Origin of the sequence: Pseudonocardia parietis, from assembly GCF_017876315.1 — a bacterium.
Taxonomy (GTDB): domain Bacteria; phylum Actinomycetota; class Actinomycetes; order Mycobacteriales; family Pseudonocardiaceae; genus Pseudonocardia; species Pseudonocardia parietis.
Genome location: NZ_JAGINU010000001.1, coordinates 6833596 through 6857295, shown reverse-complemented (window position 1 = coordinate 6857295; position 23700 = coordinate 6833596). Strand labels below are relative to the sequence as shown.

Below are 23700 nucleotides of genomic sequence, written 5' to 3'. Positions count from 1 at the left end.
CTCAGAGCTCCTCGGCACGTTCGGAGAGCTCCAGCCAGGCGTCCCACCACTGGGCGCGCAGCACCTCGGCCCGGGCTCGCTCGCGCTCCACGAGCCGGCCGCCGACGAAGATCTCGTGGGCGTCCGGGGAGGTACCGAGCTCGTCGAGCAGGGCGCGGATGCGGTGCTCGGCCACACAGGCGTCCTGGTGGTCGCCGAGGACCTCCTGAAGTCCCGCTGCGGCCTTGAGCATCGTCCGGACGCGCTTGGCGTCCTCGGTGCGCTTGCCCTTCTCGTCGCGCATCGCCGGCTCGACCAGCTCACCGGTGTAGCGGAGCCGCTTGGCCCGGATCCGCAGGTCGTGCAGCGTCATGTCCGGCGGGTTCGACCCGGCCCGGCGCACGGCCTTGGTGAGCCGGCGGGTCTCGACGCGCACCAGTTCGACCAGGGCCGGGCGGGCGACGTCGTCCGGCGGTTCCGGCAGCGGCGCGGACACCGTCTCGACCAGGCTGCGCCGCAGGGCGGCGTGCCGGTCCGAGTCGAGCTCGTCCAGCATGGCCGCGCGTGCCGCCACCCGGTCGCCTTCCAGCACGGCCACCAGGCGCTCGCCGGCGGCCTGCTCGGCGGGCGGCAGCGTCGCCACCTCACCCCGCAGACGTTCGATCATGACGTCGAGATCGCGGACGGGGCCGAGCGCGCGACCCAGGCGGCCCAGATCGGACCGGAGGCGGTCGGCCCAAGTGTGCTCGAGCAGGGGCCGGGCCGCCTTGAGCGCGGCACGCATCCTGCGCACCGAGACCCGCATCTTGTGCAGGTCCTCGATGTCCTCGCCGGCCCGGACACCCGGTTCGTGGTGCAGCATCGCGCGCGACCGCTTGTCGAGCAGCGCCCGGACGTGGTTCACCGCCGGCTCACCGGGCCCGGCCTTCAGCGGTTCACCGAGGTCGGCCACGCCGTACAGGTTCGAGGGAGGCTGAGGTGCCCCGTCCATGCTCACGGTCCTAGTTCGCGTGCAGCGCGGCGTTGAGTGCGATGCCGTCGCCGGTACGCGGCAGTGCCTCGACGGCACCGGTGACCGAGTTGCGCCGCAGCAGCAGCCCGTCCTGGCCGGAGAGGCCGCGCGCCGCGGTCGTCGTCCCGTCCGGCAGGGTGACCTTCGTGCCGGCGGTGACGTAGAGGCCCGCCTCGACGACGCAGTCGTCACCGAGTGAGATCCCCAGGCCGGCATTGGCACCGAGTAGGCAGCGCCTGCCGATCGAGATGACCTCCTTGCCGCCCCCGGAGAGCGTCCCCATCACCGATGCGGAGCCACCCAGGTCCGAACCGTCACCGACGACGACGCCGGCCGAGATCCGGCCCTCGACCATGGACGCACCGAGGGTGCCGGCGTTGAAGTTGACGAAGCCCTCGTGCATGACGGTGGTGCCCTCGGCGAGGTGGGCGCCGAGCCGGACCCGGTCGGCGTCGCCGATGCGGATACCCGACGGGACGACGTAGTCGACCATCCGCGGGAACTTGTCGACGTGCGTGACGGTCACCGGGCCGCGGCTGCGCAGCTTCGCGCGGGTCAGCTCGAAGCCGGGTACGGCGCACGGGCCGTGGTTGGTCCAGACGACGTTGGCCAGCAGACCGAACTGACCCTCGAGGTTGACCTGGTGCGGCTGGACATGCCGGTGGCTGAGCAGATGCAGGCGCAGGTAGACGTCGGCGGCGTCCGCCGGGGCGTCGGCGAGCGAGGCGATATCGGTGCGGACGACCTCGGTCCGTACCCCGCGCAGGTCGTCGGTCGTGACCAGCGCGGCGAGGTCCTCGGACGGGTCGATCACCTCGGTTCCGGCCGGCGCGGGCGCCGGGTACCAGACGTCGAGGACGGTGCCGTCGGTCGTGACCGTGGCCAGGCCTGTTCCGGAAGCGCCTTCGCGGCGGTACTCGGTGCTCACGGGCGCCGAACCTACCGTCCTGATGGCGTCCGTGGCGCAGCGCCGTGAGTGCGCCGGGCCACGTCCGCCGCGGCTGTTGCGGCGACCGCCGCGCTCGCGAGCTGAGCGGCGGCGCGCAGGTAACGCTCGACCCGATCGGGAGCGAACGGTGGCCGAACGGGCGGCGGAAGGGTCCCGCATCGCCGACACTGGGCCTGCCGCTGGATCCACGCCTCCACGGTGGGCGGTGGGTGGGCCCACTGGTACTGCGCGACCCGCACCTCCCAGACGCTGCGCCGACGCATCACGTCCCGCATCTCCCGGTCGCGCCGGAACGTCTCGGGCGGGCGAGCCAGACCGAACCGGTCACCCCACCATTCCCCGGGCGCCGGATCGACGATCGTGTCCAGGTGGGACGGGTAACGGCGGCCCGCACCGTCCCGCATGTCGTCGCCCGGCGGGTCCTCCATCGGCGGCACGCGCCGGTTGTCCTCGTCGATCGCGACGAGCCGCAATCCCGCCACGGCAAGGATCGCCACGAGCGTCCCCAGGCCGGGCACCAGCGACCGGCTCTCGATCCGGCCGATCGTCGAGCGGGACAGGCCCGTGCGCTGGGCCAGCTCGCGCTGCGAGAGATCGGCGCGCCGGCGCACCGCACGGACCAGACCCGATGCATCCGGAACGGCGAGGTCGACGATCGCGATCGGCGGCTCCTCAGGCAGCCGGTCTCCGGCGTCGTTGCTGTTCATGGCTCGATCCTGGCGCCGTCACGGGCCGTCGGACCGGCGAATCCGGCGGCTGTGGACAGTGGGACGACATGGGGACGGATGCCCTCGAAAGTCGGGCGCAGCCCGGTCGACGTCGGTGCGCCGTGCTACGGGCGTCCGGCGGAATGATCATCGCGCTGGCGCTGGGACGGGGTGCTTCGGCGTCGCTTTGCTCTGCTCACCGGGAGGCGCCGCGCGCCCACCGGTCTCCAGCCTCTCGCGCCGCGGCGGTGCATGCGGCCGGGGCGGTGCGCATCGGTGTGCAGAGCAAAGCGCCGGAAGACCGACCCCTACCGTGGCGTCGGCGGATGATCATGTTCCGGTCGGTGGCGCGGAGAAGCCGGGCGGGGATCGAGCTGGGAGGGGTCGGTACCGTCGCGCCGGTGACGAGGACGCTGCCCGCCCTGGATCTGACGGTCGACCCGGTGACGTTGACCGCGGCGCTGGTCGACGTCGCGAGCGTCTCCGGGCAGGAGAGGGAGCTCGCCGACGCGCTCGAGAGCGCACTGCGGACCCAGGCTCCCCACCTGGAGGTGCTGCGGTCCGGCGATGCGGTCCTCGCTCGGACGAATCTGGGCCGGTCGCACCGGGTGCTGCTGGCCGGGCACCTCGACACGGTGCCGATCGCGGACAACGTCCCGTCGCGGCGGACCGGCGGGCTCGTGTACGGCTGCGGCACCTCCGACATGAAGTCGGGCGACGCCGTCTTCGCCCATCTCGCCGCCGTGCTCCCCGAGCCGCGGCACGACGTCACGTTCGTGTTCTACGACTGCGAGGAGATCGAGGCCGAACGCAACGGGCTCGGCCGGATCGAGCGCGAGCACCGCGACTGGCTCGACGCCGATCTCGCGATCCTCGGTGAGCCGACCGACGGCGTCATCGAGGCGGGCTGTCAGGGGACGCTGCGGGTCGAGCTCCGTACCGCGGGCCGGCGCGCGCATTCGGCACGGTCCTGGTTGGGGGACAACGCGATCCACCGGGCCGGTGACATCCTGTCCAGGCTTGCGGCCTACCGGCCTCGCGATGTCGAGATCGACGGCTGCGTCTACCGCGAGGGACTGCAGGCGGTCCGGATCGGGGGCGGTGTCGCGGGAAACGTCGTGCCGGACGAATGCGTGGTCACGGTCAACTTCCGGTTCGCGCCCGATCGCTCCGCCGAGCGGGCCGTCGAGCACGTCCGTGAGGTGTTCGACGGCTTCCCGCTCACCGTCACCGACCTCTCGCCCGGAGCGCTCCCCGGGTTGTCCGCACCGGCGGCGGCCGAGTTCGTCGAGGCCAGCGGTGCGACCCCACGGGCGAAGTACGGCTGGACCGACGTCTCCCGGTTCGCCGCACTCGGGATCCCGGCCGTCAACTACGGACCGGGCGACCCGAACCTGGCGCACACCCGGGAGGAGCACGTCGCCGAGGACGCCGTCACCGCCTGCGCGGCGGCGCTACGGGCCTACCTCGCATCCTGAACCATCCGGCCGATGGCGGCGGCGACGACCGGAATACCGTGAGCCGCATGGCCGACCAAGACACCGACCCCCAGAAGCTGCCGGAGAAGCAGCGCGGTCCGGTGGTGCTGCGCCGCAGCCGCAGTATCGAGCCCACCACGACCGACCAGCGACTGCTCGACTCGCGGGGGCCTGCGGACTGGGTGCACACCGATCCGTGGCGGGTCATGCGGATCCAGGCCGAGTTCGTCGAGGGCTTCGGCATGCTCGCCGAGCTGCCCCGCGCGGCGACGGTGTTCGGTTCGGCCCGCACGCCGGTCGACTCACCCGAGTACGAGCAGGGCCGTGAGCTCGGCGCGCGGCTCGCCGGGGCCGGATTCGCCGTCATCACCGGCGGCGGGCCCGGCACGATGGAGGCGGCCAACCGGGGTGCGTCCGAGGCCGGCGGGCTCTCGGTCGGGCTGGGCATCGAGCTGCCGTTCGAACAGGGCCTGAACCCGTGGGTCGACCTCGGGATCAACTTCCGGTACTTCTTCGCCCGCAAGACGATGTTCGTGAAGTACTCGCAGGCGTTCGTCTGCCTGCCCGGTGGGTTCGGCACGCTCGACGAGCTGTTCGAGGCCCTCGTCCTGGTGCAGACCAAGAAGGTCACCAAGTTCCCGGTGGTCCTGCTCGGGACGGAGTACTGGGGCGGGCTCTACGACTGGATCGCCAAGACGGTGCTGCGCGAGGGCAAGATCTCGGAGAAGGACCTCGACCTGCTGCACCTCACCGACGACATCGACGACGCCGTCGACGTCGTCGGTGAGGCCTATCACGCCTGGGAGGAGACGCACTGATGGCAGACCCGGAGCCGGGGTTCGCGGTCTGTGTCTACTGCGCCAGCTCCGACGGCATCGCACCGCGCTACCTCGAACTCGCCGATGCCGTCGGACGGGAGATCGCCGGGCGCGGATGGACCCTCGTCTCCGGCGGCGGCCGACGCTCGATGATGGGCGCGCTCGCAGCCGGCGCACGCGAGGCGGGCGGCCGCACCGTCGGGATCATCCCGAGGTCCATGGTCGAGCGGGAGTGGGCGGACCACGACAGCGACGAGCTGATGGTCACCGACAGCATGCGGGAACGCAAGCAGCACATGGAGGACCGGGCTGACGCGTTCCTCGCCCTGCCCGGCGGCCTCGGTACCTGCGAAGAGCTGTTCGAGGTGTGGTCGGGGGGAGCCCTCGGTCTGCACGGAAAGCCGGTGGTCCTGCTCGATCCGGACGGCCACTGGGACGGTCTGCTCGACTGGGTCGGCGGGCTGACCGGTCGAGGGTTCGCCTCCCGGACGCCGATGGAGCGGCTGCGCGTGGTGCGCGACGGTGCCGATCCCGTCGCCACCGCACTCGACGCATGCGCGCGGCCCGTCGGATGAGCGGACAGCCTGCGCGGACGGAGACCCGCGGCCGTGACACCCCGGGCGGGGAACGGGCCACCCGGCTGGCCGCGCTCAAGGGAGACCGGCGTGTCGTCGTCGTCCTGCCTGCCCTGGACGAGGAGACGACGGTCGGCCCCCTGGTCGCGGGCCTGCTCCGGTTCACCGTCGGCTCGGACGCGCTGGTGGACGACCTCGTCGTCCTCGACTCCGGTAGCACCGACCGCACGGCGCAACGCGCCGCTGCAGCCGGCGCGCGAGTGCTCTCCCGGGAACGGGCGCTACCGGGCGTCCCGGTGCTCCCGGGCAAGGGGGAGGCGTTGTGGCGGGCGGTCGTCGCGCTGGGGGAGGACGGTGCGCGGACACAGCCCGACCCGGCCGATCTGATCTGCTTCGTCGACGCCGATCTCGTCGACCCGCACCCCGATCTCGTCCCGCGGTTGCTCGCGCCGCTCCTCACCCGCCCCGGGACCGCCTTCGTCAAGGGCTATCACCGTCGCCCGCTGGACGGCCCGGAGGGCCACGAGGGCGGCCGGGTCACGGAGCTGCTGGCCCGTCCGCTGCTCGCCGCACTGCGGCCCGGCCTGGGGCATGTCCGGCAGCCGCTCGGCGGTGAGTACGCCGCGACCCGGGAGGTGCTCGACCGGCTGCCGTTCGCCACCGGCTACGGGGTCGACATCGGCCTGCTGCTCGACGTCGCGGAGCTGCGGGGGATCGACGCGATCGCGCAGACGGACCTCGGTGTCCGGCGGCACCGCAACCGGCCGGTGCACGAGCTGGCGCGGACCTCGCGCGAGGTGCTCGCGACCGCGCTGGACCGTTGCGGGGTGTCGGACTCCGGCGCCGGGCTGGTCGGCTTCCGTCCCGTGGACGACCCCGACGGTCCTGCGTGGCGGGCCGAGACGCACCCGCTCCGGCAGGTCGACCGTCCCCCGCCCGGTGGCGTCCGTGCCGGTGGGGCCGCCGAGCCGGTGCGGCCCGGGGCGCACGTCCGCGTGGGGTGAGTACCGCCGTCGCCGGCTCGTGATGTGATGGCGGCATGGGGACCGCGCTGGTGTACGTGCTCGTCCTCGCCGTCGTGGCGGCGCTGGTCTTCGTGCTGGCGGCCGCGGTCTTCGGGCGTGGCGAGGAGCTCGCCCCGCTCGCCCCGGACGCGACGCCGACCCGGCTGCCGGCCCGCGAGGTGTCCGGGTCGGATGTGCAGGACCTGCGTTTCCAGCAGGTCCTGCGGGGCTACCGGATGGCCGAGGTCGACTGGGCGCTGGACCGCCTGGCCGGCGAGCTGGACCGGGTCCGGGACGACCGGCACGAGCTGACCGAACGGGTGGCCCGGCTGGAGGCCACCATCGCGCGGATGCGCACCGAGGAGGGCTCGGATGACGAGCAACGACGGCAGTGGTGAGCGCCGCGGTGAGCAGAGCAGGGCGGTGCGCCGCGGTGAGCAGAGCAGCACTGGTGAGCAGAGCAGCACTGGTGAGCAGAGCAGAGGCCGGATGGAGCTCACCGTCCCGGTCGACGTGAACGTCCCCGCCGGCGTCCTCTGGGAGGTCGTCTCCGACCTCGAGGGGCAGTCCGAGTGGATGCTCGGAACGCGGGTCGAGGTCATCGGCGGTGACGGTCGTTCCGTCGGCACCGAGCTGCGCGCCGTCACCGGGATCGGCCCGCTGGGCATCACGGACACCATGCGGGTCACCGAGTGGACCGAACCGCCCGCCGGGGGGTCCGGCGACCGGCGGATCGTCGTCACCCACACCGGGACGGTTCTCCGGGGCGACGGGGTGTTCGCGGTCGAGGAACTCGGGCCGCGCCGGTCCCGTTTCGTGTGGAGCGAGCTGCTCGATCTACCGTTCGGCCTACTCGGCCGGCTCGGCCGGCCGGTCGTGCGGCCGGCGCTCCGGGCCGGTGTCGCCCGGTCGCTGCGGACGATGGCCGAACGGACCGAGGACCGCTACCGGGCGGGCCGATGATCAGGACCGGTGGTGCGCCGAGGTGAGCAGAGCAAAGGGACCCGAGGAACCGGACGCCAGGCGTCGCTGCGACTGGGCACTGTCCGCGCCCGACTACGTCGCCTACCACGACGAGGAGTGGGGCCGCCCCGTCCACGGCACCGCGGCGTGGTTCGAGCGGATCACCCTCGAGGGCTTCCAGGCCGGCCTGTCCTGGATCGTCATCCTGCGCAAGCGACCGGCGTTCCGGGACGTCTTCCACGACTTCGATCCCGAGGCGGTCGCCCGCTTCGGCGAGGACGACGTCGCCCGGCTGCTCACCGACGCCCGCATCGTCCGGAACCGGCAGAAGATCGAGGCCACCGTGTCGAACGCCCGGGCGGTGCTCGACCTGGCCGAGGCCGGCACCGATCTGGGCGGGTTCCTCGCCTCGTTCGCCCCGGACCCGGCCGACCACCCGCGCCCGGCCCGGTTGGCGGACGTCCCACCCAGCACACCCGCATCGGTGGCGCTGTCGAAGGCGCTGAAGCGACGCGGTTTCCGGTTCGTGGGGCCGACGACCTGCTATGCGCTCATGCAGGCGACCGGCCTGGTCGACGACCACGTGGCGTACTGCTGGCGGGCGACGGGCCGCGGCGACTGACCGTGGACAGCCGCCCCGGCGCGTCGGACGGTCGTCGTGTCGTTGCGCTGTGTGAAGGTCGCGATGATCGCGGCCGAGCCGTGATCGCCTCGGTTGCACCTCGCCACCGGTGATGGGGGACAATGTGGTTCCACGGTCGGCGCGTCCCCCGAGCGCGTCCCCGCGGAACGACTGTTGTGGATGTTGACGGAGGACGGACGAATGGCCGCGATGAAGCCCCGCACCGGCGACGGGCCCCTGGAAGTGACCAAGGAGGGCCGGGGCATCGTGATGCGCGTCCCGCTCGAGGGTGGTGGCCGTCTGGTGGTCGAGATGACCCCGGACGAGGCCTCGGCCCTCAGTGAGGCACTGAAGGCGACCGTCGGCTGAGGCCCCGGTGACCGTGACGTGACGGGGCCGGGCGACCGGCTCCGTCACCGGTCCCCCGGTCACACGACGCGCTCATACGACGCGCTCGTAGACCTCGACCGTCCGCCGGGCCATCTCCGACCAGGTGAACTCGGAGACCGCACGTTCCCGTCCACGCTCGCCCATCAGCGCCGCCCGGTCCGGGTCCGCCACCAACGCGTTGACCCGGTCGGCGATCGCCTCCTCGAACGTCGCGGTGTCGGACGGGTCGTAGTGGACCAGCAGTCCCGTTCCGCCGTCCACGACGACCTCCGGGATCCCGCCGACGTCGGACGCGACCACCGCGGTCCCGCAGGCCATGGCCTCGAGGTTGACGATGCCCAGCGGCTCGTACACCGACGGGCACACGAACACCGTCGCCGCCGACAGCAGCTGGCGTACCTCCGTGGTCTTCAGCATCCGCTGGATCCAGACCACCCCGTCGCGCGTCTCCGACAGCTCGGCCACCGCCCGCTCGGTCTCGGCGGCGAGCTCCGGTGTGTCCGGCGCCCCCGCGCAGAGCACCACCTGCGCGGCGGGGTCGAACCGGTGCGCAGCCGCGACCAGGTGCGTCAGCCCCTTCTGCCGGGTGATCCGCCCGACGAACACCACGATCGGCCGGTCCGGGTCCACCCCGTGCTCGAGCAGGGTGTCGCGGGCCGGGTCGGGCGCGTAGAACTGCGTGTCGATCCCGTTGTGCACCACGTGCACGAGCTCGGGATCGATCGCCGGGTAGGCGGCCAGCACGTCGCGGCGCATCCCGTGGGAGACGGCGATGACGGCGTTCGCGGCCTCGTAGGCGGTCCGCTCCACCCAGGACGACAGCCGGTACCCGCCGCCGAGCTGCTCGGCCTTCCACGGGCGCAGCGGCTCGAGCGAGTGCGCTGTGACGACGTGCGGCCGCCCGTGCAGCAGGCCGCCGATGTGACCGGCCATGTTGGCGTACCAGGTGTGCGAGTGCAGCACGTCGCAGCGCTCCAGCTCGGCCGCCATCGACAGGTCGACACCGAGCGTGGTCAGCGCGGCGTTGGCGCCGTCGGGCAGCGGTGGGGCGGAGTGCGCGCGGGCGCCGGCCGGGGCGTCGATCCCCGGCTCGGCGAAGCAGTGCACGTCGACGTCGAGGAGCTCCCGCAGGGCGGGGACCAGATGTCCGACATGGACTCCGGCACCGCCGTAGACGGCGGGCGGATATTCACGGGTGAGGAGGCCGGCGCGCACGGCGGCTGACGCTACTGCGTGCGGCCGCCGGCACGCGAGTGACCGCCGCGCCCGGTCCGGTCCGCCGCGCCCACCGCCCCGAACGTGTGGCCCCATCACTGGGAGCCCACTAGTGTTCACGCCATGCGACCGCTCGCGTCCGGACGTCTTCCCGGGAGGGTGCTCGGCATCGTGCTGGCCGGCGGTGAGGGGAAGCGGTTGTGGCCGCTCACCGCGGACCGAGCGAAGCCTGCCGTGCCGTTCGGTGGCAACTACCGGCTCATCGACTTCGTGCTGTCCAATTTGGTGAACGCCGGGATGGACCGGATCTGTGTGCTGACCCAGTACAAGTCGCACTCGCTGGACCGGCACATCACCACGACGTGGCGGCTGTCGTCGGTGCTCGACCAGTACATCACCACGGTTCCGGCGCAACAGCGGCTCGGCCGCCGCTGGTACACCGGCAGCGCCGACGCGATCTTCCAGAGTCTCAACCTGGTCTACGACGACGAGCCCGAGTACATCGCCGTCTTCGGTGCCGACCACGTGTACCGGATGGATGCGGCGCAGATGATCGCCCAGCACGCCGAGTCCGGCGCCGGCGTCACTGTCGCCGGGATCCGGGTGCCGCGGGCGGAGGCCAAGTCGTTCGGCTGTATCGCCTCCGACGAGTCCGGGAAGATCACCGAGTTCCTGGAGAAGCCGTCCGACCCGCCGCACGTGCCGGACGACCCGGACGTCACGTTCGCCTCGATGGGCAACTACGTGTTCACCACCGAGGCGCTGCTCGACGCGCTGCGGGCCGACGCCGCGAACGCCGACTCCGACCACGACATGGGCGGCGACATCATCCCGGCGCTGGTGGGCAAGGGCGAGGCACACGTCTACGACTTCGCCGACAACGTCGTTCCCGGGGCGACGGAGCGCGACGCCGGGTACTGGCGCGACGTCGGGACGATCGACGCCTACTACGACGCGCACACCGATCTGGTGTCCGTGCACCCGATCTTCAACCTCTACAACGCTCGCTGGCCGATCCGCACGGCGACGCCCGCGCTGCCGCCGGCCAAGTTCGTCGAGGGCGGCATCGCGCAGGACTCGGTCGTCGGCGCCGGCACGATCATCTCCGGGGCCATCGTGCGCCGGTCGGTGATCAGCCCGAACGTGATGGTCCAGGGCGGTGCGGAGGTCTCCGACTCGGTGGTGCTGCCGGGCGCGCGGATCGGCCGGGGGGCCGTGGTGCGCCGGGCGATCCTGGACAAGAACGTCGTGGTCCCCGACGGCGCGCTGATCGGGGTCGACCTCAACCAGGACCGCAGCCGCTACACCGTGTCGAACGGCGGCGTCGTCGTGCTCGGGAAGGGCGCCACGGCCCAGTAGGAGCTCACCTCACGGCAGGGGCTCATCTCACGGCGCTGGGACGTCACGGCGGACGGCGCACAACATGCCGTCGGACACCGGCAGCAGTGCGGACAGCAGGCGCTCGTCGTCCCGGACGAGGTCGGCGGTCTCGCGCAGTGCGGCCGTCCCCGGCCCGTCGCCCGCGGAGTCCTCGGTGATCCGGCCGCCGTCCAGCACACCCTCGAGGACCAGTACCCCGCCCGGTCGCAGCAGCCGGATCGCCTCGGCGAGGTAGCCGGGGTACTCGCCCGGCACCGCGTCGGCGACGACGAGGTCGTACCCGCCGTCGGTGAGCCGGGGCAGGACGTCCAGGGCCATCCCGTTGATCAGCCGCAGCCTGCCGGGTCCGTACCCGGCGCCCAGGAACGTGCGCCGCGCCGAGCGCTGTAGCTCGGGATCGACGTCGATGGTGGTGAGGACGCCGTCGGACGCCATGCCGCGCAACAGGTACAGCCCGCTCACACCGGCTCCGGTGCCGATCTCGACCACGGCCTTCGCAGAGATCGTCGCGGCCAGCACGGACAGCGCCGCACCGCCGGCCGGGGTGATCGGATGTGCGTCCGCCGACGTGCCGTGCGCTCGGGCGTCCCCGAACGCGTGGTCCTCGGTGAGGTAGCCGTCGGCGTACGCGGCCGCCCCCGCGGGTGTGCTCATGAGGCAAGATTATCTACGGCAGGGGTGGAACGGATTTCACAGACTTCTCTCAGACGCGTTTCACCCCCTCCTCATCAGGCGAGTGCACCCTGTAGAGCAACGAACGACACTCTCGCGGTCGATCCACGATCCACGCGGCGACCGCGATTCACGGAGGTGCCCTACCCCGATGCCCGCTCCTCGTACAGACGACGACGCCCCGATCCGGGACGCCGCCGCCGGCACCCGCCCCGGCGAGGGTGCCGACTGGACCCCGCCCAGCTGGGACGAGGTCGTCCGGGAGCACGCCGATCGGGTCTACCGGCTCGCGTACCGGCTGTCCGGCAACCAGCACGACGCCGAGGACCTCACCCAGGAGACGTTCATCCGGGTGTTCCGCTCGCTGGCGTCCTACAAACCGGGCACGTTCGAGGGCTGGCTGCACCGCATCACCACGAACCTGTTCCTGGACATGGTCCGCCGCCGTGCCCGGCTGCGGATGGAGGGCCTGCCCGAGGACACCGACCGGCTCCCCGGCGGTGGCCCCGAGCCGGAGACCGTCTTCGCGATCAACCACCTGGACCCGCACCTGCAGGCCGCGCTGGACGAGCTGCCGCCGGACTTCCGGGTCGCGGTCGTGCTGTGTGACGTCGAGGGCCTGTCCTACGAGGAGATCGGCGCGACGCTCGATGTGAAGCTGGGCACCGTGCGCAGCCGGATCCACCGCGGCCGGACCGCGCTGCGGGCGTCGCTGGAGCGGCACCGCGCCGCGGCGGCGGCCGCGGAGCGCGACGAGGTGGTGGCAGGGGACCGCGGCTCGGTGGCAGAGTTGGTTCCGTGACCGATCGACGGCGTTTCCAGGTCGTCCCCCCGGACTGGGGGGAGACCCACCTGACGCTCGAGGCGGTCGTCGCCTACGTCGACGACGAGCTGGCCTCCGGCCCGCACGACCGGGCGACCCGGCACCTGGAGCGGTGCGCGGACTGCGTCGCCGAGGTCGCCGAGCAGCGGCGCGCCCGGTCCGCGCTGCGCGGAGCCGACGCGCCGACCCTGCCCCCGTCGCTGATGAGCGCGCTGCGCTCGATCCCGCAGGACACCGAGCTGCCCCCGCCGCCGGCCGGCCTGTCGCTCACCCAGGAGGGTGAACTCGTCTCGGTCCTGCGCCCCGCCGCGTTCGACGGGGAGCAGCGCCGGTCCCGGCGGTCGCGCCGGATGCGACTCGGTACCGGGGCCGCCGTGTCCGGGATCGCGCTCGGAGCGCTCGCGTTCGGCCTCCCGGCCGCGACGTCGCAGGCCCCCGCGCCCGCCCCCGGCGGACAGGGGCCGGGTGCGGCCGCCGTCGCCCGGTTCGCGACCACCCCCACCCCGGCGCCGCGGCAGCGCTCGACGTCGGCGATGCCCACCCCGGGCACTCCCGCGTCACCGACCGGCAGCGCCGCGCCGGGCACCCCGGCGCCGACCGTGCGCAACGCAGGCCTGCCCTTCCCCGGCTGAGGCCGGTCCCGCCGACACAGGGACTTCACCACCGGACGGGCACGCTGGTCCGGTGCAGTGGGGGATGGAGCGCCGATGACCGATACCCCGGATCCCCGGGACGGTGACGGCTCGAACGACGGCACGACGCCGGTCCGGCTGCGCCCGCGTCCGCTGGAACGCCCGGACACCGATCCCGCCGAGCGGACCGCGTTCGGCAGGCCCGAGGGCGTCGACTCGTCGTTCGCACCGCCCCCGTCGCACACCGGCACGTCCGGGTTCGCCGCGACGCGGCCACCCACCGCCGCCGTCGCCCGGGCCTTCGGCCGCCCGGAGACCGCGGGGTCCGGTCTGCAGCGCCCGCCCTCGTCCGGCCCCGACGGGATGGCCACCCCCGGTGAGCAGAGCAGGGAGCCGTTCTGGCCCGGCGGTTCCGCCGCGGATCCCTGGCGTGATCCCGGCACCCCGGTGGTCGCGGCGCCACCGCACGGTGCCGGTGAGCCGGGCCCGGCCCCGGAACCCGAGGACGGTCCGCGGCTCAGCGTCCGCGAGGTGCTCTTCGGCAAGAGGGTCCAGCCACGGGCGCTGGCGATCCTGGGGGTCCTGGCGCTCGGTGCCGGTGCGCTCGGCGGCGTGGTCGGGCACTGGACGGCGGCCGGCGCGAGCGCACTGACGAGCCCCGGCGCGGTGCTGGCGGCCGCGGAGGAGGCGAAGGAACGGCCGCCCGGCTCGGTGCCGGAGGTGGCCGGTCGCGTCCTGCCGTCGGTCGTGTCGCTGGAGGTGACGGTCGGGAACCAGGCGGGCAACGGCTCCGGGGTCGTCATCGACCCGGGCGGCTACGTACTCACCAACGACCACGTCGTCGCCCCGGCCACCGGGCCCGGTCAGGGCACGGTCGAGGCCGTGTTCGCCGACGGGTCCCGGCTGCCGGCGACCGTGGTCGGCACCGACCCGATGACCGACCTGGCAGTGGTGAAGGTGCCGGTGGCGAACCCGACCGTCGCCGCGATCGGCCGGTCGTCCGAGCTGGCCGTGGGCGACGCCGTCATCGCGATCGGGTCCCCGTTCGGGCTCGCCGGCACCGTCACCACGGGGATCGTCTCCGCCGTCGACCGTCCGGTGCGGCTCGACCCGGAGGGCAGCGCAGGCGACGCGGTGATCGACGCCGTGCAGACCGACGCCGCGATCAACCCCGGTAACTCCGGCGGCCCGCTGGTCGACGCGACCGGCGCCGTCGTCGGTATCAACACCGCGATCCGCAGCGCCGGCAGCGCCGAGGCCGGCGGGCAGGGCGGGTCGATCGGGCTCGGGTTCGCCGTCCCGATCGACGACGCCCGCGCCATCGCGGAGGAGCTGATCCGGACCGGCCGGGTCGAACACTCCGACCTCGGGGTGAACGCGCGCTCGGTCACCGACGGCGCCACCGACGGCGCCCAGATCCAGAACGTCGTCGCGGGCGGTCCCGCCGCGGCGGCCGGCGTCGCCGAGGGCGACGTCGTCGTACGGGTCGCGGGCCGCCCCATCGCGAGTGCCGACGAGCTCGTCGTCGCTGTCCGGGAGCACGACCCGGGCGCACAGGTCCCGGTCGAGCTGGTCCGCCAGGGCCGGCCGCTCACCGTCACCGCAACCCTCGGTCGGCGCTGACCGGAGTGGCTCCCGACCGGGTCACGGCAGCCCGCCGTACCCTGTCGGTGTGTTCGAGAACATCGGCATGTGGGAGATCCTGGTCCTCGTCGTCGCGGGCCTGTTCATCCTCGGCCCGGAGCGCCTCCCGGAGGCCGCGCGCTGGCTGGGCAGCGCCGTGCGCAAGGTCAAGGAGTACGCGACCGGCGCCCAGAACCATCTGAAGAAGGAACTGGGCCCGGAGTTCGACCAGATCCAGCAGCCGCTCAACGACCTGCGCAGCCTGCGGTCGTTCAACCCGCGCCGCGCGATCACCCGCAGCCTGTTCGCCGAGGACGAGCCGGTGAAGCCGAACGGGTTCGCCCCCGGCGCCAACGGCGCGTCGGCCGCCGGTGCGGCGATCGCCGGCGGCGCCGCAGGTGGGGCGGCGGCGAGCACCCCGCCCCCGGCGCGTCCCGCGCAGCAGCCGCCGCTTGCCGCGAACGAGCAGCCCCCGGTCGACCCCGACGCCACCTGACGGGCGCCGGGGCCGGGCCGGTGCGGCTCAGCCGAGCAGGGCCGGCCGGCGCAGGTGGTGCTCGGTGGCCTGCTGGTACGCGTGCGCGGCGGCGAGCACGGTGGCGTCGGCGTGCCGCGGTCCGACCACCTGCAGCCCGACCGGCAGCCCGGCCGAGGTGAACCCGCACGGCACCGACGTGGCCGGCTGCTGGGTCATGTTGAACGGGTAGGTGAACGGGGTCCACGACGTCCAGCGCGGGTTCGGCCAGCCGTCGGGGACCTCCCGGCCGCCCTCGAACGCCGTGATCGGCAGGGTCGGGGTGAGCAGCAGGTCGTACTGCTGGTGGAAGGCACCCATGAGCGTGCCGAGCTCGTTGCGGACGGCCATCGCGCCCAGGTAGTCGAGCGCGGACACGGCGGCACCCTGTTCGGCGATCTCCACCAGCGCCGGGTCCATGGCCCGGCGGGCCTCGGCGCCGATCGGCTCGAGGGACTTCGCGGCCGCGGCGAACCACAACGTGTGGAACGGCTCGATCGGGTCGACGAACCCGGGATCGGCGGTCTCCACGGTGGCACCCAGCTCCCGGGAGAACACCGCGACGGCCTCGGCGACCAGCGCGGCGACCTCCGGATCGACGTCGACGTAGCCGAGGGTCGGGGAGAACGCGATCCGCAGGCCCTGTGCCCCGCCGGCGAGACGCTCGACCGCGGACTCGCGGGGCACGTCGAACGCCCACGGGTCGCGGGTGTCGGGCTGGGAGACGACGTCGTGGAGCAGGGCCGTGTCGGCGACCGTGCGGGTCATCGGGCCGACGTGGGCCAGGGTGCCGAAGGCGGAGCCCGGGTAGTGCGAGATCCGGCCGTAGGTGGGCTTGTGCGCGACGGTGCCGGTGAACGCAGCCGGGATGCGGACCGATCCGCCGGCGTCGGTCCCCAGCGACAGCTGTCCCATTCCGAGCCCGACGGCCGCCGCGCTGCCGCCCGACGAACCGCCGGCGGTCAGTGCCGGGTCCCACGGGTTCGTGGTGACGCCGCCGGACGGGGAGTCGGTGACACCCTTCCAGGCCAGCTCGGGCGTGGTGTTCTTGCCCAGCAGCACCGCGCCCGCCGCGCGGACCCGGGCGACCGGCGGGCCGTCGACCTCGAACGGACCGTCCGGCGACGTCGTCGTCGAGCCGCGCCGGGTCGGCCAGCCGATCGTCAGCAGCATGTCCTTGATCGACGTCGGGACGCCGTCCAGCGGGCCGATCGGTTCCCCGGCCTGCCAGCGGGCCTCGGAGTCCTTGGCCTGGGCCAGCGCGTGGTCGGCGTCGACCAGACAGAACGCGTTGACGGCGCCGTCGAACGCCTCGATCCGGTCCAGGGAGTCCCGGGTGGCCTGGACGGGGGAGATCTCGCCGGTGCGGTAACCGGCCAGCAGCTCGGTCGCGCTGAGGTCTGCTGTCGTCACTGGTTGCCTCCGGAGGTGCTCACGTATCCACGTTCCTTGTCCACGACATTGCGCAGCTCGTCGCCGTCCCGGTAGCGCACCAGGTTGTCCACGAACAGCTCGACGAGCATGTCCTTCCAGCCGACGACGTCGCCGGACATGTGCGGGGAGATCAGCACGTTCTCCATCGCCCACAGCGGGGAGTCGGCCGGCAGCGGCTCGACCTCGAAGACGTCGAGCGCGGCACCGGCGAGGCGGCCGCCGCGCAGTGCCTCGGTGAGGTCGTCCTGCACGATCAGCGGCCCGCGGCCGACGTTGATCACCCGGGCCCGCTCGGGCAACAGCGCGATCGTGCCGGTGTGCACCATGCCGCGGGTCGCGTCGGTCAGCGGCGCCGCGAGCACCAGGTAGTCGGAGTCGGGGAGCAGGCCGGGCAGCTCGTCGAAGGCGTGCACGCCGTCCGCGGCGCGCCGGCCGACCAGTCGCACGGTCATCCCGACGGCGGTCAGCAGCCCCGCGATGGCGTGCCCGATCGGGCCGCTGCCGACGACGGTGACGACCTTGCCGGCGACCGTCTCGGTCTCCCGGTGCTGCCAGAGGTGTTCGCGCTGCAGCGTCAGCGACCGTGCGGTGTCCTTGGCGAACGCGATCACGGCGCCGAGCACGAACTCGGCCATCGGCCGGTCGAAGACGCCGCGGGAGTTCGTGAGGGTCACCGGCGCGGCGAGCAGCTCGGGGAACGCGACCCGGTCCACGCCCGCACTGGCCGTGTGCACCCAGCGCAGCTCCCGGGTCAGGTCGCTGCTCCAGACCTGTTTGACGGCGTCGGAGGTGAAGTCCCAGGTGAGCAGCACATCGCTGCCGGGCAGCGCCTCGGCCAGCTCGTTCTCCGTCGAGGCGAACCGGAGATGTGTGTCACCCGCCTTCGACCCGAGTCCGGGCGGATGCTCGCCGCCGTGCAGCACGGTGACGACGTTGTGGTCCTGACCAGCGGAAACCGGCAAAGCACGATCCTGTCGTGGGGAGGTCGGGCGGCGTTGACACGCTAGGAAGCGCACCTAGGATTGTCAACAATCCGCCTATCCGGGCGGAGGCGTTTCCCCGCACCCACGATCGACCCCGGGGGTCCGAGTGTCCAAGCTGATCAGGATCGAACTCGCGAAGCGTGGCGTCGGCTGCACGGCCGAGCTGCTGGAGAAGGAGGCGCCGCGCACGTCCGCGGCGGTCTGGGAGGCGCTCGCGGGCGGCCCGCAGGGCGGCGACGCGCAGCATGCCAAGTACGCCCGCAACGAGGTCTACACGATCGTCCCGCGGTTCGGTCCGCGGATCGGTCAGGAGAACCCGACGGTCACCCCGATCCCGGGTGACGTCTGCTACTTCGACTTCCACGGCGGGATGCTCGACGCGGCGTTCAAGGACGACCAGGGTATCGACGCCGCGGCGGGCGGGATCGACCTGGCGATCTTCTACGGCCGCAACAACCTGCTGCTCAACGGCGATGTCGGGTGGGTACCGGGCAACGTGTTCGCCACGATCGTCGACGGGCTGGACGCGATGGCGACGGCCTGCCACGACGTCTGGCGCTCGGGCAGCGTCGGGGAGCGGCTCGTGTACTCGAGGGTCGACAGCTGAGTCGGCAGCCGGAAGGGCTTGCGATCTTCCGCAGGTCTGTAGGATTGTCGACAACATGAGCACGGTTGGCATCCTGTACCCCGGCTACTCGGCCGAGGACGATTACCCGCGCGCCGAGAAGCTGCTGGCCGACGGCAGCACGCTCCCGCTGGTGCACACGGAGATGAAGGAAGACGCCCACCGCGAGGACGCGCTGCTCGACATCGGTGGCGACGAGGTCCTCGCCGAGGGAGCGCGCCGGGTCGCGGCCGAGGCCGGCCCGCTCGACGCGATCGTGTGGGCGTGCACCTCGGGCAGCTTCATCTTCGGTCCCGAGGGTGCGGCCCGGCAGGCGGCCACCCTGGAACGGGCGGCGGGCGTGCCGGCGTCGAGCACGTCGTTCGCGTTCGTGGACGCCTGCCGGCGGCTCGGCGTGTCGACGGTGGCGATCGGGGCGACCTACCCACCGGACGTCGCAGGCGCCTTCGTGCAGTTCCTGACCCACCACGACATCTCGGTGCTGACCGTCTCCGCGCGCGACATCATCACCGCCGCCGAGGTCGGGACGCTGCCGGTGGAGACGGTGCTCGAGTTCGCCGAGGCGGTGTCGTCGGACGCGCCGCAGGCCGACGCGGTGCTGCTGCCGGACACCGCGCTGCACACCGTGGAGATCCTGGACGCGCTCGACGCCCGGCTCGGCAAGCCGGTGCTGACCGCCAACCAGGTCAGCATGTGGCAGGGGCTGCGCCTGGCCGGCGCCGACATCGACCGGCCCGGGCTCGGGACACTGTTCCGGAAGGGATGAGCCGGATGGGCCTGGACGTCTCGGAGCTGGAGCCGGTCAGCCGGCGGTCCACCGCGGAGATCGTCGCGGACCGGATCCGCACCGCGATCATGCGCGGTACCTTCGCGCCGGGCGCCCAGCTCGGCGAGGTGGACCTGGCCACACGGCTCGGCGTCAGCCGCGGGCCGCTGCGCGAGGCGATGCAGCGGCTGGTCGCCGAGGGTCTGCTGCGCAGCGAGCGGCACCGCGGGTTGTTCGTGCGTGAGCTGGGCCCGGACGACGTCCGGGACGTCTACCTGGCCCGGACCGCGGTCGAGCGCGCGGCCGCGCTGCAGGTCCTGGCCGGCGACCGGCAGCTGGCCGTCGTGGCGCTGGAAATCCCGTTGGGGGCGATGGAGTCGGCCGCGGCGGCCGGGGACGCGGTCGCGCTCGCGGACGCCGACCACGACTTCCACGCCGCGCTGGTCGCCGCCTCCGGGAGTCCGCGGTTGCGCCGGATGACCGAGGGGCTGCTGGTCGAGACCCGGATGTGCCTCGCCGCGTTCCAGCAGACGGCTCCGCCGGCGGCCGAGCTCCTCGTCGAGCACCAGCGGCTGCGCGATGCGCTGCGCGACGGGCACACCGGGCTGCTGCTGGACCGTCTGGCCGCGCACATGGACGACGCCGTCATCCGGATCCTGGCAGCGATGCCCGGCGCCGCGTGACGGGTGTGTGAGGCCGCGCGCTCCGGACCCGGCTGATCGTTGCCCTGGGTAAAGTAGCGGCACGTGACGGGCGTGCTCGAGGGTTTCCTGGTCATCGGCGTCGTCGTCGGTGTCGGGTACATGCTCGGGCGTAGCGGGCTGCTCGGTGAGCAGGGGTCCCGGGTGCTCGCGCGCGCGGCGTTCTTCGTCGCGACGCCCGCGCTGCTGTTCATCACCCTCTCCCGCGCCGACGTCGGCGCGGTCTTCTCCTCCGGGCTGCTGGTCACCGCGGTCGCCAGCTCGCTCGCCTGCCTGCTCTTCGTGCCGGTCGCGCTGCTGCGCCGCCGTCCGGCGGGGGAGACCGTGATCGGGTCGATGGCGTCGGGCTACGTCAACGCCGGCAACCTCGGCATCCCGATCGCGACCTACGTGCTCGGCGACCCGGCGGCCGTCGCGCCGGTGTTGCTGTTCCAGCTCGCCGTGCTGACGCCGCTGTTCACGACGCTGCTGGACGTCCTGCCCGGCGACGGCCGCGGTGAGCGTCCGGGCTGGATGCGCATCGTGTTCGCGCCGCTGCGGAACCCGATCGCGATCGCCACGGCGGCAGGCCTGGTCGTGTCGGGAACAGGCCTGCGGCTTCCCGAGCCGGTCACGGCCCCGGTGGAGCTGCTGGCGGACCTCGCGGTGCCGGCGATGCTGCTGGCCTTCGGCCTGTCCCTGTACGGCACCCGGCGTCCGGGCACGGGCGAGACGGCCGGCTCGGTGTGGATCGCAGTGGCGATCAAGAACGTGGCGCACCCGCTGATCGCGTGGGCGTTCGCGGCCGGGGTGCTCGGGCTGAGCGGCCCGGCACTGCTGGCCGCGGTGGTCCTGGCCGCGCTGCCGACGGCGCAGAACGTCTTCGGCTACGCCCTGCGCTACGAGCGCGCCGTCACGCTGGCCCGGGACACCGCACTGGCGACCACCGTCACGGCGGTGCCGGTCCTGCTCGTCGTCGCGGCCCTGCTGACCTGACCACGATCGTGTCCCCTGGCCGGACGGCCGCTGGTGGGATGCTCCTCTCCCGGCGCTTTGCTCTGCGTACCGATGCGCACCACCCCTGGTGAGCAGCCCCTTTGCTCTGCTCACCGGTGCGCACGGGGCGCCCGCCGTGGCCGCGGTGAGGCCGCGGAGCCGCCCCGGTACGGCCTCGAAGCTGCCCGGTGCGTAGGGGTGAGCAGAGCAAAGCGAGGCAGAACCGACCCTTGCCCAGAGCCGCCTGCGCGTGATTCCCTAGGATTGTCGACAACTCGACAACCCGTGTGGTGACTCGAGACGACATCCGAGAATCCCTTCCGGACGCCGGACACCCCGACGCATCAGGAGCTGCGAACCCATGGCACAGCTGTCCCCGCTGCTGAAGCAGGCCACCCCGGTCCAGGCCGCCCGCGGTGAGGGCGTCTACCTGTACGACACCGACGATCGCCGGTTCCTCGACTTCACCGCCGGCATCGGCGTCACCTCGACCGGGCACTGCCACCCGGCGGTGGTCCAGGCCGCACAGGAGCAGGTCGCGACGCTGATCCACGGCCAGTACACGACCGTGATGCACCAGCCGCTGCTGCGGCTCGTCGAGCGGATGGGCGAGGTGCTGCCCGACGGCATCGACTCGGTCTTCTTCACCAACTCCGGCTCCGAGGCCGTGGAGGCGTCGGTCCGGCTGGCCCGGCAGGCCACCGACCGCCAGCTCGTCGTCGCGTTCGACGGCGGCTTCCACGGTCGCACGATGGGTGCCGCGGCGCTCACCACCTCCGGAGCCAAGATCCGGGCCGGGATCGGACCGATGATGGGCGGGGTCGCGTTCTCCCCGTTCCCGTACGCCTACCGCTACGGCTGGTCCGAGGAGCAGGCCGTCGCGTTCGCCCTGAGCGAGCTCGACCGCCAGCTGGCCAGCACCGCGCCGGCGGCCGACGTCGCGGCGTTCATCGTCGAGCCGGTGCTGGGCGAGGGCGGCTACGTCCCGACCCCGGCCGCGTTCCTGCAGGGCCTGCGCGAGCGGGCCGACCGGCACGGCATCCTGCTGATCGCCGACGAGGTGCAGACCGGCTACGGCCGCACCGGGAAGTTCTGGGGCCACCAGCACACCGAGGGTTTCGTCCCGGACATCATCGTCACGGCGAAGGGCCTCGCGTCCGGCTTCCCGCTCTCCGCCATCGCCGCACCGAAGGCGATCATGGAGAAGGCCTGGCCGGGCTCCCAGGGCGGCACCTACGGCGGCAACGCCGTCGCCTGCGCCGCCGCGCTCGCCACGCTCGAGGTCGTGCAGAAGGAGAACCTCGTCGAGAACGCGCGGGTGCAGGGCGAGAAGCTCATCGCCGGGGTCCGCGAGTCCGCGCAGCACCACCCGGTCATCGGCGACGTCCGCGGGCGCGGCCTGATGGTCGGCATCGAGTTCGTCGACGCCGAGGGCAAGCCGGACGGTGCGACCGCGGCGAAGGTGCACGCGGCCGCGGCTGCGCAGGGGCTGCTGCTGCTGACCTGCGGCGTCTACGGCAACGTCGTCCGCATGATCCCGCCGCTGGTCGTCACCGCTGAGCAGATCGACGAGGGCCTCGCGCTCTGGGCGAAGACGCTCGACGACGCGCTCGGCTGAGAGCCATCCCCGGGGGTCACAAACGGACGGCCCCGCACACCGACAACGCGGTGTGCGGGGCCGTCCGCTGTCTGTGGCCGGTGCTCAGCGCCCGACGGGGGAGATGTTGAGGCTCATCCCGGCCAGGCCGCGCGAGCGCACGGTGAGCTGCTCCGCGATCCCCTCGAGGGCCTGCGCGGCCGCGGACTCCGGCTTCCCGAGCACGATCGGGGTGCCGGCGTCGCCGCCCTCGCGCAGGGCGACATCGAGCGGCACCTGCCCGAGCAGCGGCACCGGGGCGCCGAGGATGCGGCTCAGCGAGTCCGCCACGATCTGCCCGCCGCCGGAGCCGAAGATCTCGTTGCGCGAGCCGTCGGGCATCTCCATCCAGGACATGTTCTCCACGACGCCGGCCAGGCGCTGACGGGTCTGGGTGGAGATCGCGCCGGCCCGCTCGGCGACCTCGGCGGCGGCCTGCTGCGGGGTGGTCACGACGAGCAGCTCGGCGTTCGGGACGAGCTGCGCGGTGGAGATGGCGATGTCACCGGTGCCCGGGGGCAGATCGAGCAGCAGCACGTCCAGGTCGCCCCAGAAGACGTCGGCCAGGAACTGCTGCAGCGCGCGGTGCAGCATCGGGCCACGCCACACGACGGGCGTGTTGCCGTCGGTGAACATGCCGATCGAGATGACCTTCACCCCGTGCGACTGGGGCGGCATGATCATGTTCTCGACCTTGGTCGGCCGGTCGGCCGCGCCGATCATGCGGGGCACCGAGTGGCCGTAGATGTCGGCGTCGACCACGCCGACCTTCAACCCGCGGCGCGCCATCGACACGGCCAGGTTGACGGTGACCGAGGACTTGCCGACCCCGCCCTTGCCGGACGCGACGCAGTAGACGCGGGTCAGCGACCCGGGCTGGGCGAACGGGATCTCGGGCTCGTCCGAGTCGCCCCGGAGCGAGCGACGCAGCTCGGTGCGCTGCTCGTCGCTCATCACGTCGAGCTCGACCTCGACCCGGGCGATCCCCGGAACCTTGCCGACGGCCTCGGTGACCCGGGAGGTGATCGTCTCGCGCATCGGGCAGCCGGCGACGGTCAGGTAGACGCCGACCTCCGCGAGCCCGTCCGCGGAGACAGCGACGCTCTTGACCATCCCCAGCTCGGTGATCGGCTTGTGGATCTCCGGGTCCTCGACGGTGCCGAGGGCGGCGCGCACGGCCTCTTCGACGGTGCTGGTGCTGCCGGTGACGGACATGAGCGCAAT

General features: G+C 72.9%; 26 protein-coding genes. 18 read left to right on the top strand and 8 right to left on the bottom strand.

All coding sequences use genetic code 11. The features are described 5' to 3' along the window. Nucleotide 1: 1 nt before the first annotated feature. From JOF36_RS32325 to JOF36_RS32315, 3 genes are read right to left on the bottom strand one after another with little or no spacing between them, the layout of a single operon-like run. Nucleotides 2–970: a CHAD domain-containing protein gene (locus JOF36_RS32325; protein ID WP_210034366.1), complete on the bottom strand. Its 969-nt coding sequence runs from the start codon at nt 968–970 to the stop codon at nt 2–4. A 10-nt stretch (nt 971–980) separates the two neighbouring features. Beyond that, nucleotides 981–1919, bottom strand: coding sequence for a 2,3,4,5-tetrahydropyridine-2,6-dicarboxylate N-succinyltransferase (dapD, locus tag JOF36_RS32320; protein ID WP_210034365.1), 939 nt, complete (start codon nt 1917–1919; stop codon nt 981–983). Nucleotides 1920–1930: 11 nt separating this feature from the next. Next, a complete protein-coding gene (locus JOF36_RS32315) occupies nt 1931–2647 on the bottom strand; it encodes a helix-turn-helix transcriptional regulator (RefSeq protein WP_210034364.1) in 717 nt (238 codons plus the stop codon). Between the two features lie 413 nt (nt 2648–3060). Between JOF36_RS32315 and dapE the strand changes: the two genes are divergently transcribed. From dapE to JOF36_RS32275, 8 genes are all read left to right on the top strand, one after another. After that, nucleotides 3061–4125: a succinyl-diaminopimelate desuccinylase gene (gene dapE, locus JOF36_RS32310; RefSeq protein WP_210036394.1), complete on the top strand. Its 1065-nt coding sequence runs from the start codon at nt 3061–3063 to the stop codon at nt 4123–4125. Between the two features lie 47 nt (nt 4126–4172). Then, nucleotides 4173–4943: an LOG family protein gene (locus JOF36_RS32305; RefSeq protein WP_210034363.1), complete on the top strand. Its 771-nt coding sequence runs from the start codon at nt 4173–4175 to the stop codon at nt 4941–4943. Then, nucleotides 4943–5518: an LOG family protein gene (locus JOF36_RS32300; RefSeq protein ID WP_210034362.1), complete on the top strand. Its 576-nt coding sequence runs from the start codon at nt 4943–4945 to the stop codon at nt 5516–5518. Before JOF36_RS32305 ends, JOF36_RS32300 begins: the two co-directional genes overlap by 1 nt. After that, nucleotides 5515–6522 (top strand): glucosyl-3-phosphoglycerate synthase, encoded by a 1008-nt coding sequence (locus JOF36_RS32295; RefSeq protein WP_210034358.1) that lies wholly within the window; start codon nt 5515–5517, stop codon nt 6520–6522. The genes JOF36_RS32300 and JOF36_RS32295 overlap by 4 nt, the downstream gene beginning before the upstream one ends. 35 nt (nt 6523–6557) lie before the next feature. Further along, the gene (locus tag JOF36_RS32290) at nt 6558–6920 is read left to right on the top strand and encodes a DivIVA domain-containing protein (RefSeq protein ID WP_210034357.1); all 363 of its coding nucleotides are present in this window, start codon (nt 6558–6560) and stop codon (nt 6918–6920) included. Next, complete coding sequence (locus JOF36_RS32285; RefSeq protein ID WP_372447433.1) at nt 6895–7485, top strand: SRPBCC family protein; 591 nt, start codon at nt 6895–6897, stop codon at nt 7483–7485. Before JOF36_RS32290 ends, JOF36_RS32285 begins: the two co-directional genes overlap by 26 nt. Nucleotides 7486–7507: 22 nt before the next feature. Further along, nucleotides 7508–8107, top strand: a complete 600-nt coding sequence (locus tag JOF36_RS32280; RefSeq protein WP_210034356.1) for a DNA-3-methyladenine glycosylase I — start codon at nt 7508–7510, stop codon at nt 8105–8107. Nucleotides 8108–8308: 201 nt separating this feature from the next. Then, complete coding sequence (locus tag JOF36_RS32275; protein WP_085911655.1) at nt 8309–8476, top strand: DUF3117 domain-containing protein; 168 nt, start codon at nt 8309–8311, stop codon at nt 8474–8476. A 72-nt stretch (nt 8477–8548) separates the two neighbouring features. On the opposite strand, the gene glgA is transcribed toward JOF36_RS32275, so the two are convergent. Further along, a complete protein-coding gene (glgA, locus tag JOF36_RS32270; RefSeq protein WP_210034355.1) occupies nt 8549–9712 on the bottom strand; it encodes a glycogen synthase in 1164 nt (387 codons plus the stop codon). A 123-nt stretch (nt 9713–9835) separates the two neighbouring features. On the opposite strand from glgA, the gene glgC reads away from it, so the two are divergent. Continuing rightward, a complete protein-coding gene (gene glgC, locus JOF36_RS32265; RefSeq protein ID WP_210034354.1) occupies nt 9836–11071 on the top strand; it encodes a glucose-1-phosphate adenylyltransferase in 1236 nt (411 codons plus the stop codon). Between the two features lie 27 nt (nt 11072–11098). Here glgC and JOF36_RS32260 read toward each other — a convergent pair whose 3' ends face one another. After that, nucleotides 11099–11746 carry an O-methyltransferase gene (locus JOF36_RS32260; RefSeq protein ID WP_210034352.1) on the bottom strand — a complete coding sequence of 216 codons (648 nt, stop codon included), beginning with the start codon at nt 11744–11746 and terminating at the stop codon, nt 11099–11101. A gap of 169 nt (nt 11747–11915) precedes the next feature. Between JOF36_RS32260 and sigE the strand changes: the two genes are divergently transcribed. The 4 genes from sigE to tatB all read left to right on the top strand — a co-directional run bounded on the left by sigE (nt 11916) and on the right by tatB (nt 15338). Continuing rightward, entirely contained in the window at nt 11916–12566 is a 651-nt protein-coding gene (gene sigE, locus JOF36_RS32255; protein WP_245351059.1) for an RNA polymerase sigma factor SigE, read from the top strand. Further along, the gene (locus JOF36_RS32250; RefSeq protein WP_210034349.1) at nt 12563–13219 is read left to right on the top strand and encodes an anti-sigma factor family protein; all 657 of its coding nucleotides are present in this window, start codon (nt 12563–12565) and stop codon (nt 13217–13219) included. Before sigE ends, JOF36_RS32250 begins: the two co-directional genes overlap by 4 nt. A 75-nt stretch (nt 13220–13294) precedes the next feature. After that, nucleotides 13295–14842 (top strand): trypsin-like peptidase domain-containing protein, encoded by a 1548-nt coding sequence (locus tag JOF36_RS32245; protein ID WP_210034348.1) that lies wholly within the window; start codon nt 13295–13297, stop codon nt 14840–14842. 49 nt (nt 14843–14891) lie between these two features. After that, entirely contained in the window at nt 14892–15338 is a 447-nt protein-coding gene (gene tatB / locus JOF36_RS32240; protein WP_210034347.1) for a Sec-independent protein translocase protein TatB, read from the top strand. A 27-nt stretch (nt 15339–15365) separates the two neighbouring features. Here the strand turns inward: tatB and JOF36_RS32235 are convergent, their stop codons facing one another. Both JOF36_RS32235 and JOF36_RS32230 read right to left on the bottom strand, forming a co-directional pair. Next, entirely contained in the window at nt 15366–16769 is a 1404-nt protein-coding gene (locus JOF36_RS32235; protein ID WP_210034346.1) for an amidase, read from the bottom strand. After that, nucleotides 16766–17752, bottom strand: a complete 987-nt coding sequence (locus JOF36_RS32230) for a D-2-hydroxyacid dehydrogenase (RefSeq protein WP_210034342.1) — start codon at nt 17750–17752, stop codon at nt 16766–16768. The genes JOF36_RS32235 and JOF36_RS32230 overlap by 4 nt, the downstream gene beginning before the upstream one ends. 127 nt (nt 17753–17879) lie before the next feature. Between JOF36_RS32230 and JOF36_RS32225 the strand changes: the two genes are divergently transcribed. From JOF36_RS32225 to JOF36_RS32205, 5 genes are all read left to right on the top strand, one after another. Beyond that, the gene (locus JOF36_RS32225; protein WP_210034340.1) at nt 17880–18380 is read left to right on the top strand and encodes a DUF3830 family protein; all 501 of its coding nucleotides are present in this window, start codon (nt 17880–17882) and stop codon (nt 18378–18380) included. A gap of 55 nt (nt 18381–18435) precedes the next feature. Beyond that, nucleotides 18436–19164: a maleate cis-trans isomerase family protein gene (locus JOF36_RS32220; protein WP_210034338.1), complete on the top strand. Its 729-nt coding sequence runs from the start codon at nt 18436–18438 to the stop codon at nt 19162–19164. A gap of 5 nt (nt 19165–19169) precedes the next feature. After that, nucleotides 19170–19847, top strand: coding sequence for a GntR family transcriptional regulator (locus JOF36_RS32215; RefSeq protein WP_210034336.1), 678 nt, complete (start codon nt 19170–19172; stop codon nt 19845–19847). Nucleotides 19848–19910: 63 nt separating this feature from the next. After that, nucleotides 19911–20840, top strand: coding sequence for an AEC family transporter (locus JOF36_RS32210; protein ID WP_210034334.1), 930 nt, complete (start codon nt 19911–19913; stop codon nt 20838–20840). A 361-nt stretch (nt 20841–21201) separates the two neighbouring features. Continuing rightward, nucleotides 21202–22458 (top strand): aspartate aminotransferase family protein, encoded by a 1257-nt coding sequence (locus JOF36_RS32205; RefSeq protein ID WP_210034332.1) that lies wholly within the window; start codon nt 21202–21204, stop codon nt 22456–22458. An 84-nt stretch (nt 22459–22542) separates the two neighbouring features. Here the strand turns inward: JOF36_RS32205 and JOF36_RS32200 are convergent, their stop codons facing one another. Further along, nucleotides 22543–23691, bottom strand: a complete 1149-nt coding sequence (locus JOF36_RS32200) for an Mrp/NBP35 family ATP-binding protein (protein ID WP_210034330.1) — start codon at nt 23689–23691, stop codon at nt 22543–22545. Nucleotides 23692–23700 lie beyond the last annotated feature (9 nt).

Bases quoted from the DNA above. Each gene is read 5' to 3' on its own strand.
- JOF36_RS32285 (WP_372447433.1), top strand. From the start codon at position 6,895: ATGACGAGCAACGACGGCAGTGGTGAGCGCCGCGGTGAGCAGAGCAGG.
- glgC (WP_210034354.1), top strand. From the start codon at position 9,836: ATGCGACCGCTCGCGTCCGGACGTCTTCCCGGGAGGGTGCTCGGCATC.
- JOF36_RS32290 (WP_210034357.1), top strand. From the start codon at position 6,558: ATGGGGACCGCGCTGGTGTACGTGCTCGTCCTCGCCGTCGTGGCGGCG.
- JOF36_RS32260 (WP_210034352.1), bottom strand. From the start codon at position 11,746: ATGAGCACACCCGCGGGGGCGGCCGCGTACGCCGACGGCTACCTCACC.
- JOF36_RS32295 (WP_210034358.1), top strand. From the start codon at position 5,515: ATGAGCGGACAGCCTGCGCGGACGGAGACCCGCGGCCGTGACACCCCG.
- JOF36_RS32275 (WP_085911655.1), top strand. From the start codon at position 8,309: ATGGCCGCGATGAAGCCCCGCACCGGCGACGGGCCCCTGGAAGTGACC.
- JOF36_RS32215 (WP_210034336.1), top strand. From the start codon at position 19,170: ATGGGCCTGGACGTCTCGGAGCTGGAGCCGGTCAGCCGGCGGTCCACC.
- JOF36_RS32300 (WP_210034362.1), top strand. From the start codon at position 4,943: ATGGCAGACCCGGAGCCGGGGTTCGCGGTCTGTGTCTACTGCGCCAGC.
- JOF36_RS32205 (WP_210034332.1), top strand. From the start codon at position 21,202: ATGGCACAGCTGTCCCCGCTGCTGAAGCAGGCCACCCCGGTCCAGGCC.
- JOF36_RS32305 (WP_210034363.1), top strand. From the start codon at position 4,173: ATGGCCGACCAAGACACCGACCCCCAGAAGCTGCCGGAGAAGCAGCGC.
- JOF36_RS32220 (WP_210034338.1), top strand. From the start codon at position 18,436: ATGAGCACGGTTGGCATCCTGTACCCCGGCTACTCGGCCGAGGACGAT.
- JOF36_RS32325 (WP_210034366.1), bottom strand. From the start codon at position 970: ATGGACGGGGCACCTCAGCCTCCCTCGAACCTGTACGGCGTGGCCGAC.
- JOF36_RS32315 (WP_210034364.1), bottom strand. From the start codon at position 2,647: ATGAACAGCAACGACGCCGGAGACCGGCTGCCTGAGGAGCCGCCGATC.
- sigE (WP_245351059.1), top strand. From the start codon at position 11,916: ATGCCCGCTCCTCGTACAGACGACGACGCCCCGATCCGGGACGCCGCC.
- JOF36_RS32245 (WP_210034348.1), top strand. From the start codon at position 13,295: ATGACCGATACCCCGGATCCCCGGGACGGTGACGGCTCGAACGACGGC.
- JOF36_RS32200 (WP_210034330.1), bottom strand. From the start codon at position 23,691: ATGTCCGTCACCGGCAGCACCAGCACCGTCGAAGAGGCCGTGCGCGCC.